Source organism: Dethiosulfatibacter sp., assembly GCF_983023055.1.
The window spans coordinates 1-1,900 of the sequence record NZ_CEZJXU010000281.1 but is presented as its reverse complement, the minus strand read 5'-3'; the positions used below and the strand labels follow the sequence as shown (position 1 = coordinate 1,900).

At 33.4% G+C, this 1,900-nt stretch carries 2 protein-coding genes; both read right to left on the bottom strand.

The window, feature by feature from the left end:
- Positions 1-774 precede the first annotated feature (774 nt).
- Positions 775-1,536 (bottom strand): AIM24 family protein, encoded by a 762-nt coding sequence (locus AC3AX0_RS09620; RefSeq protein ID WP_487550074.1) that lies wholly within the window; start codon positions 1,534-1,536, stop codon positions 775-777.
- Positions 1,537-1,695: 159 nt separating this feature from the next.
- Positions 1,696-1,900: hypothetical protein (locus tag AC3AX0_RS09615; protein ID WP_487550073.1), on the bottom strand; the 205-nt coding region annotated here is incomplete at its 5' end.

Sequence of the window (1,900 nt, the reverse complement as noted above, 5' to 3'; positions counted from 1 at the left end):
ATTGTTTCATTCGTTCAATCGAATTATTTTCCATATGTGTTACTCCTTTTGTATCATAATGATTCATTATGTAGTCTGCAGGATATGTTGGCAAAACATCAGCAATGCCTACAATGTTACTTCAACAGACTATTGAAACTAGTATAACATATATCGCACTTTATTGTAATATTGTAGACAAAATAAAAAGAGAAGATACCCGTGCCGTCCAAAGCCCGTTTCTTCTCTCACATATATATACGAATTCACGTCCTTACCAGTCTATTATTGCTTTCATCAAGCAATCGATGCTGTCTTCTACCAATTCAAAAAAACAATCAAGTGAAAATTCTCACTTGATTGCTTGACTTTTAATTGAAACAGTTTATGAACATGAACCTGAGCAAGACCCACATTCACTCGGTGATTGGTTAACTGGCACTACCATATAACCGCCACCGCTGTATTCAACTTTGAAATCACCAAATTGATCATGTACAAGACCTTCCATGACAAAATTTATTTCCTCAAAATCATATGACTTATCTTCATCTTTTAGCTCATCCAGAGCTAATCCAAAACTTGGACCTGATCAACCCATTCCTGCAACATAAATTCTTACATTACTAGGTTGGCCTGTTTTGGCAGTAATAATTTTTTTAATTTCATTAGCTGTTTCCACATTAGAAATAATTTTCACGATTGTCCTCCTAAATTATTATAATATATTTAATATTACTGTAGTATATAATCAAGTATCCAAATTGTAAAGCTTTAAAAACTAGACTATTCCTTTTATCGAATAACTGGCGCCATTAAAACTTTCCCTGTTCCACGATATACATTAACTAAACCTTCTCCCGAAGCAGCTGAACCAATAAGTGTTTTTCCTGACCTTTCTACTGTGAATTTCAAGCTGCCAGACCAAGCAATCGCCATATTACCATCAATTTTCAACTCATCCTCTTCCAACTCTATTTCTATTAGTTCCTCTCTCGGTACATATGATTCAAGTGCAACAACTCCACCACCAGAAAGTCCAAGGTTAAAAAGTCCTTCTCCACCTAATGCAGCAGATGAAAGATTTGACTTCATAACAGCTTTATGCTTTAATTCTGAATCACAAGCTAAAAACAAACCATCTTCAATTACTATTGAACGATTCCAGTCATCAACATCAATAAGTAAAATATGCTTATATGTTGGCTCTAATACAAGTTTACCGGTTCCTGTGTACTCAGGCTTTATTGCAGATTCTTTTGTAATCTTTCCTCTAAACGTTTTCCCAATAAGATCTCCTACCCCTTTGATACCTGTTGTGGCTTTTACATTACCAGCCATCCACTGCATGGCTCCTGCTTGAATCGTAATGTTAGAAAGGCTTACATCGCAAACCAACTGTCTTCTTCTAACATTCATTTCAGAAGCATAATAAGCAGTTTGAGCTGTCAAATGATTTACACTTAAATCTCTTTGATATTCTACTACCTTAAACGCTCCTGATTCTTCTAAAATTTTTACATCGTCATTATCCTCAAAATTCCTTATTTTAAACATATTTTTCTCCTTCTTTCTTTATTTTTATTTTTTGATATTTTATACTACAACTCCACATTTATTATTTCTACCCCAAATTAATCGATTTATCCACTCAATGAAAAGCCTTATATATAACACAAAAAATCGCAAAAATACCGACAGACTATTTTTTCTTTTCTACTGTTTTATTGATACTTGGTCATCTATATTTTCTTCATTTTGCTGAATTAAATCTTCAATATAATTTTGATGCATTTCTTTCACGCTCTTTTTTCTTGCAAATATAAGCGCTTGCAGTCTTTTTATATCCAAATCCTCGACCGAGCTGTTGAAGATATTCCTTATGCTTTTCAATATGAATCTGTAACTCGAAAATAGTAGT

Coding starts and splice junctions, on each gene's coding strand:
- AC3AX0_RS09620 (WP_487550074.1), bottom strand. CDS start 1,536: ATGTTTAAAATAAGGAATTTTGAGGATAATGACGATGTAAAAATTTTA.